This is a genomic window from Nocardiopsis sp. NPDC055879 (assembly GCF_053615935.1).
Genome location: NZ_JBSHCT010000028.1, coordinates 62,407 through 69,760 on the forward strand (window position 1 = coordinate 62,407; position 7,354 = coordinate 69,760).

A 7,354-nucleotide genomic window follows, 5' to 3' on the forward strand; every position below is an offset into this window, starting at 1 on the left:
CGCAGCACCATCCCTAGGGAGCCTCCACTGATCACCGTCGACTTCAACCTGTTCCCCGTCGGCCCGGGCCACCGCGTTCTCGACCTGGGATGTGGCGGCGGCCGCCACGCCTTCGAGATCTACCGCCGCGGCGCCGACGTGGTCGCCTTCGACCAGAACGTCGACGACCTCGCCGAGGTCGAGACCATGTTCGCCGCCATGGCCCACGAAGGTGAGGCGCCCGCCTCCGCCAAGGCCGAGACCGTCAAGGGCGACGCCCTCGACATGCCCTTCGACAACGACTCCTTCGACCGTGTCGTCGCCGCCGAGATCTTCGAGCACCTGCCGCACGACACCGCCGCCATGAAGGAGCTGTACCGGGTTCTCAGGCCCGGCGGCATCGCGGCCATCACCGTGCCCAGCTTCCTGCCCGAACGCATCTGCTGGGCGCTCTCGGAGGAGTACCACACCAACGAGGGCGGCCACATCCGCATCTACACCCGCGCCGAACTGGAGGCCAAGCTCAAGGCCACCGGATTCGAGATCGGCCCGCACCACCACGCGCACGCCCTCCACGCCCCCTACTGGTGGATCAAGTGCGCCGTGGGCACCGACAACAACGACCACCCGGCGGCCAAGGCCTACCACGACCTGCTCGTCTGGGACATGCTCCAGGCCCCCAAGGTGACCCGGATCGCGGAGAGACTCCTCAACCCGGTCATCGGCAAGAGCGTCATCGTGTACGTTCGCAAGCCGATCACGACCGACGTGTCCGACTGATGGCCTCCGCACCCGCGCCCAGCGACCCCGACGCCCTGCACCTGCCCGGAGTCCTCAGCACCGAACAGCTGTACCGGTCCACCGACTACCTCGTACGCGCCCAGGAGCCCGACGGCGCCATCCCCTGGTTCCCCGGCGGTCACGCCGACGTGTGGGACCACGTGGAGTGCGCCATGGCCCTGACCGTGACCGGGCTGACCGTGCCCGAACACGCCGAGGCCGCCCGACGCGCCTACCGATGGTTGTCGAAGAGCCGCCATCCAGGCGGCGGTTGGCCCGCCAAGTTCCGGCAGGGAACGCCCGTCACGAGTCTGCGCGAGGCCAACCACGCCGCCTATCCGGCCGTGGGTGTGTTCCACCACCTGCTCACCACCGGCGACACCGTGTTCGCCGAGGAACTGTGGCCGACCGTCGAGAGCGGGTTGGAGTTCGTACTGACGCTGCGCGGCGACCACGGGGAGATCCTGTGGGCGCGGGGCGAGGACGGAACGCCCGGCGACCACGCCCTGCTCACGGTCTGCTCCAGCGTGCACCACGCGCTGCGCTGCGGCGCCGCGCTGGGCGCCCGGCTGGGCAGGGAACGCCCTGGATGGGAGGCCGCCGCCGACCGGCTCGCCGTCCTCATCAACGACCGTGAGGAGCTGTTCGCCGACCGCTCCCGCTTCTCGATGGACTGGTTCTACCCGATCCTGGGCGGAGCGGTCCGCGGTGAGGACGCCAAGGCCCGCGTCGCGGAGCGCTGGGACACCTTCGTCGTGCCCGGCCTGGGTGTGCGCTGCGTGAGCGACCAGCCGTGGGTGACCGCGGCGGAGTCCTCCGAGCTGGTGCTCACGCTGACCGCCATGGGCGAGACCGACGCCGCGATACGCATCCTGCGGGAGATCCAGCACCTGCGCGACCCCGACGACGGCGTCTACTGGACCGGCTACCAGTTCGCCGAACAGGTGCGCTGGCCGGTCGAACGCAGCACCTGGACGACCGCCGCGGTCGTGCTGGCCGTGGACGCGCTCACCCGCACCACGCCCGGTTCCCGGGTGTTCCTGCACAGCTGGGACACCGAGCCGGTGGTGACCTGAGGATCCACCCCTCCCACACGGCGGAGAGGGCCCCGTACCGATGCGGTACAGGGCCCTCTTCCCGTGAGAGCGCTAGCCGTCTTCACTACGGGTCGACGGTGGCATCTCCGGGATTCCCGGCTGCTCCGGGACGCCCGGCTCCTCCGGCTCCTCCGGAATCTCGGGGATCTCCGGTTCCTCCGGGATCTCCGGAATCTCGGGTTCCGGCGGTTCCTGAGGCTCCTGGGGCTCCTGAGGTTCCTGCGGTTCCTGAGGCTCCTGAGGTTCCTGGGTGGCCGGATCCGGCGCCCAGTTCTCCGTGGTGCCATCGAACGCCGGGTCCGGGAACGAACCGCGCTCGTACCCCTCCATCGCGCGGGTCATGTACGAGTTCCACATCGAGGCCGGCAGACCACCACCGGAGATGTTGTGCCCCGGGATGCTGAAGCTCTCGTTGTTCCCGCTGTACACGCCCACCGCCGTCGACAGCTGCGGGGTGTAACCCACGAACCAGGCGGCGACGCTGCCGTCGGTCGTACCGGTCTTACCCGCGACCGGGTGGTCCCACAGTCGTGCCGCCGTACCGGTGCCGCTGTTGACGACCCCTTCCAGCGCGTGGGTGACGTCCGCGGCCGTGGTCTCCTCCAGGGCACGGTTCTCGACGACCTCGGGGCGCTCGTTGTCGCCCGCCTGGTTCACGACCTCCTTGACGACGTGCGCCTCCATGTGCACACCGCCGTTGGCGAAGGTTCCGAACCCACTGGCCTGGTCGACCGGGCGCACGCTGCTCGCTCCGAGCGGCATGACCGGCACCAGCTGGTTGTCGGCGATGCTGCCCTCGGGAAGACCCACGTCGTAGGCGGTCTGGCGGATCTCCTCGAAGCCGACCTCCTGCGCCAGCTCGACGAAGCCCAGGTTGTTGGAGACCTGGGTGGCCTGGGTCAACGTCATGACCCCGCCGGGAGAGTTGCCCGCGTTCTGTACCCGGGACCCTTGAACGTCCCGCGGACCGCGACCGTCCACGGTGGAGTTCAGGCCGTAGCCCTGCTCCAAAGCGGTGGCCAGCACGTACGGCTTGAACGCCGAGCCGGCCTGCGCGGCGCCCAGGAAGGCGCTGTCGTACTGGTTGGCGACGTAGTCGTGACCGCCGTAGAACGCCTTGACCTCACCGGTGGCGGGGTCGATGGTGGTCAGACCGATGTTGACGCCCTCGGGAAGGTTCTCCGGAGGCACCATCGCCTCGACCGACTCATAGGCCGCGTCCATCATGTCCTTGTCGAAGGTCGTGACGATCTTGTAGCCCTGCCGGTTGATGTGGTCCTCGGTGTAGCCCAGACGCTCCAGTTCGCTCAGGGCCTCCTGGAGCATGTACCCCTTGTAGCCACTGATGTCGGCGCCGTCCATGGGCTTCTCCGGCTCAGGGGCGGGGAACTCCATCTGGTCGGCCTCGGCCTGGGTGATGGCCTCGGTCGTGACCAAACCGTTGATGACGTACTGCCACCGGTTCTCCATCGCCGGCGTGGTCTCCACGTCGGCCTGACCGAAGCGGGTCGGCTGTTGGATGGCGGCGGCCAGGAAGGCGGATTCCTCCGCGGTGAGCTCGTCGACGTCCTTGTGGTAGTACGCCTGAGCGGCGGCCTGGATACCGTAGGCCTGACGACCGAAGTAGATGGTGTTGAGGTACTGCTCCATCACCCACTCCTTGTCCTCGTTCTGGTCCACCTTGATCGCGATGATGATCTCTTGGACCTTGCGGGCCACGGTCTGTTCCAGGGACACCCCTTCGTAGTAGTTGCGCACCATCTGCTGGGTGACGGTCGAGCCGCCCTGCACCTGCTCACCCGTGATCGTGGACCACACCGCGCGCGTGGTACCGCTCAGCGAGACACCGGGCTCGGTCCAAAAGCCCCGGTCCTCCGCGGAGATGACGGCTTCGACGACGTGGTCGCCACCGGCGACCATCTCCTCGTAGTCGACCACATCACGGTCCGTGCCGCGATAGGCGAACTCCGTCTCACCATCGGCGAAGTAGAACGTCGACCCCTGCTCGACCGCGTCGGCCTTGGCCGCGTCCGGGATCTCCACCGTGGTGTAGAAGAACGCGAACACACCCGCGCCCGCGATGATCATCAGACCCGTGACGATGAGGAACACGCGCAGGATGCGCCACCACAGCGGCTTCTTGGTCTTCGGCTTCTTGCCGCCCTTGGCCTTGTCGCCGGGACCCTTCGGTCCACCGGGGCCGCCGGGTGGGCCCTTGGGACCTCCGGGGCCGGTCGGACCACCGGGTGCCGCGGCCTGAGCCGAGGCGGGAGCGGCGGACGCTCCCGCGACCCCGCCCGCGGCCGCTGCGGCCGTCGCTGCGGCCGCGGTGGAGGCGTCGTCCTTCTCTGCCTCTTCCCTGGCCTTTTCCTCGCGCTCCGACGTGTAGTCGGAGAACCGTCGAGGCTGCGGCCACATCTCGTCATCGGCCGACGCCGCCTCATGCTCGGCGGTCCGGTCGGTGGCCTCGGGCTTCTCTTCCGGCTGCTCATCCGGGAGAGAAACGAACGCGGTGGCCGCCACCGCGGGCATCGCCTCGGTCGGCTTCGCCTCGTCCTCGGTTTCGGTGGTCGCCTCCGCGGCGGCCACCGGAGAGTCCACCCCGTCCGGCCCTTCAGGACGCTGAGAGCCCTCAGGGCTCCCAGAAGCCGGGGCGGGCGCGGGAGCGTCTTCCTCTTCCGCTGACCCCTCCTGCTCCTCCGCGTTCGCCTGAGAGAGGTTCGGGAGCGGGAAGACACCGGTCGCCTCATTGTCGGGGTCCTCGGCGCGGGTGTTCTCCGCCGCCTCGGTAGCCACCTCCTCGGTTTCCTCCTTGTCCTCCTTGTCCTCTGCCGCGAAGGGGACGGCGGAGGTGGAGGACTCGGAGTCCGATTCGTTTTCGTCTTCGACTTCGGCCGTCTCGGCCGTCTCGGCCGTCTCCGAGTCGGTGCTCAAATCAGAAGAGGGCACGTCGTCCAGGCCGTAACCCTGATCGGCCAAAGTCTTGGCCACCCGGTCACGGAAGAACGTGCCACTGGTCTTGAATGCGGCGGCCCCGCCAACGATGAATTCCGGCTCAGGAGTGTCATTCCCTCCGGAATCCCCCTCCGATTTGTCATCATCGGTAGCGGGGACATCACCCTGGGGCGTCGCCTGACTGGACAGCTCCTCTGCAGAGGTGTCGTTCGTCTCCGGCGTATTCGAGTCGGGACGCTGTCCATCCGTCCCGCCGTCGCCGTGTGTGCTCTCGCTCAGCTCCCCGCCCCCATGGCAAATCACGTCCGGCACCGTGCCGTCCTGGTGTTTGACGCGCGAGTGCCCCTGATCGGTTCAGTTCGAGTCAGGACTGAAGCGGTATCCCGGGGAAAATCGCCACCATCATCGCTCCACCCTCACCGTCACGATACCCGCCCGTAACTGTGTCAAGGCCGAATCCGTAACCGCCCGGTGACTTCTTACCAAGGGCTTACCCTCACCCCGCGTGTCACATGGTGTTCGATGAATCACCCCGTGCTCCAAGGGGCGAAGGACCCCTGGAGCCACGAGAACCACGTCGGATCAGGAGGTACGTTCCAACACCCGCATGGAACCGACCACGCGGACCTCCTTGAACCGTCCGGTCTCCAGAGCACGGCGGTAGATGTTGTAGGGCGGACGTCCCCCGTCCTCCGGGTTCGGGAAGACGTCGTGAATGACCAACGCGCCACCGACCGCGATGTGCGGGGTCCAACCCTCATAGTCGTTCTGGGCGGCCTGCTCACTGTGGCCACCGTCGATGAAGAGCATGCCCAACTCGGTGCCCCAGACGGCCGCGACCGCCGTGGACGCCCCCGCGATCGCGATGACCTCCTCGTCCAACCCTGCCCGCGTGATCGTACGTCGGAAGTGCGGAAGTGTGTCGAACTTCCCCGTCTCCGGGTCGATCAGGGTGGCGTCGTGGTACTCCCAACCCTCCTGATGCTCCTCCGACCCCCGGTGGTGGTCCACGGTGATGACCTTCGCCTCCGCCACCCGAGCCGCCGCACCCAGGAACACGGTGGACTTCCCGCAATAGGTCCCGATCTCCACGATCGGCCCCCGGCCGGCGTACTCCACAGCCGTCTCGTACAGGGCCAGGCCCTCATCCGTGGGCATGAAGCCCTTCGCCGCTTCAGCGGCCGCCAACAGCTCCGCCGGGATTGTCTTCGTCATCCGGAGATTGTCCCATTCCCCACCCCCTACTCCCCCACCCCGACCCCGTCATCCACAGGCGGGGAGTTGGGGGTGGTGGTGGGGTTGGTGAGCGTGATCCCATCGATCTTGGGGGAGCCGCTGGTTTCGCCGGTTTCGTGCTGCCCAAGGTCTCCTGGTGGGGTGCCTGGGGTTGGGAGTCTTGGGGTTGTTGGGCGTTGCTCGGGTGGGTTGGTGGGGCGCCTCGGGTAGAGAATCTTCCGGTTGTTGGGCGTTGCTCGGGTGGGTTGGTGGGGCGCCTGGGGTCGAGAGCCTGCCGGTTGTTGGGCGGGGTGGGGGTGGGTTCTCCCTCCTTCCCCGCCGCGTGATTGTTGCCGCCCGCACCGCACGCGTCAAGGCAATGTTGAGTCCCCATCAGCGGTGCTGGTGGCCTTGACCCGTGCGGTGCGGGCGGCGGTTCGGCGGCTATCGGGGAAGGGGGGAGAGTGGTTGAGGTCCCAACGGCCCCGGGCTTCGCCCGGTCCGGCCGTAGCCGGCCGGATGCCTTCCCCTCCCTCTGGTGTCCTCGTGGGCCGCGTCGCCACTACGTGACGGGTCCGGTCACGAAGGACCCGCTACAGGTGGGGTTCGGGGCGAGGCGCGTCCCCGCGGTGGCTGGCTCTGGTCTTCACAGCGATGATCTTGCTCGTAGCGCCATGTTGGGCGCCCAACATGGCGCTACGGACAAGATCGTTTCCATTCAGAGCCCCTTCCCTCGAATTCGCCAGGAGTATCTCCGTGATAGACGGATCCGGCCATAAGGAAAAGGGGTTGCGGGTAACCCGAAACAGGGGTCCTCGTATGGTATGAATGCTGGCCCCAGAATTCGGTCAATAAACTCGCGGGTAGGCCTGCCGTTCTTGGGGGTGTTCGCATATAATCAGAGTATGAGCTTTCCTCCCCACGCACCGCGCCCGGCCGGGAACACCCCGGTCGATAAGGCGATGGCGGGTGCGCGGGAGATCGCGGTGGAATTCTCCGGCCGGGATATCCCGTTCGGGTGCGAGGGCGATGTGCTCGCACAGTTTCGCCGGCTCAACCAGGAAACAGATCGCATCCGCTACGGGATGCTGCCCGCCCTGGCCCGCATGGAGGCCACCGGTGCCCTGCTGGAAGAGGGCGGCCAGCGCAGCATCCAAGCCTGGATCACCCACCAGTGGGGGACCTCTCCGGCCGAGGCCAAGAGCCTTGCCACCCTCGCTCGGGCGTTGTACAAGCAGCAGTTGCCCCTGGTGGAAGAAGCCTTCCAGAACGAGGCCCTGTCGTTGGGTGAAGCCTGCGCCATCGCGACCTCCACCGAAAAGGCCACC

4 protein-coding genes and 1 pseudogene are annotated in these 7,354 nt (G+C 67.5%); 3 read left to right on the plus strand and 2 right to left on the minus strand.

Features of this window, described 5'->3' with window-relative positions; translation table 11 throughout:
- The first annotated feature begins 27 nt into the window (after positions 1 to 27).
- A complete protein-coding gene (locus ACWGKS_RS25965; RefSeq protein ID WP_358514436.1) occupies positions 28 to 759 on the plus strand; it encodes a class I SAM-dependent methyltransferase in 732 nt (243 codons plus the stop codon).
- A complete protein-coding gene (locus tag ACWGKS_RS25970; RefSeq protein WP_358514427.1) occupies positions 759 to 1,835 on the plus strand; it encodes a prenyltransferase in 1,077 nt (358 codons plus the stop codon). Before ACWGKS_RS25965 ends, ACWGKS_RS25970 begins: the two co-directional genes overlap by 1 nt.
- 72 nt (positions 1,836 to 1,907) lie before the next feature.
- Here ACWGKS_RS25970 and ACWGKS_RS25975 read toward each other — a convergent pair whose 3' ends face one another.
- Positions 1,908 to 5,123 (minus strand): transglycosylase domain-containing protein, encoded by a 3,216-nt coding sequence (locus ACWGKS_RS25975; RefSeq protein WP_452524316.1) that lies wholly within the window; start codon positions 5,121 to 5,123, stop codon positions 1,908 to 1,910.
- Positions 5,124 to 5,393: 270 nt separating this feature from the next.
- Entirely contained in the window at positions 5,394 to 6,026 is a 633-nt protein-coding gene (locus ACWGKS_RS25980) for a class I SAM-dependent methyltransferase (protein ID WP_358514431.1), read from the minus strand.
- Positions 6,027 to 6,931: 905 nt separating this feature from the next.
- Here ACWGKS_RS25980 and ACWGKS_RS25985 point away from each other — a divergent pair.
- Positions 6,932 to 7,354 (plus strand): annotated as a pseudogene (locus ACWGKS_RS25985) (HNH endonuclease); the annotation flags it as partial.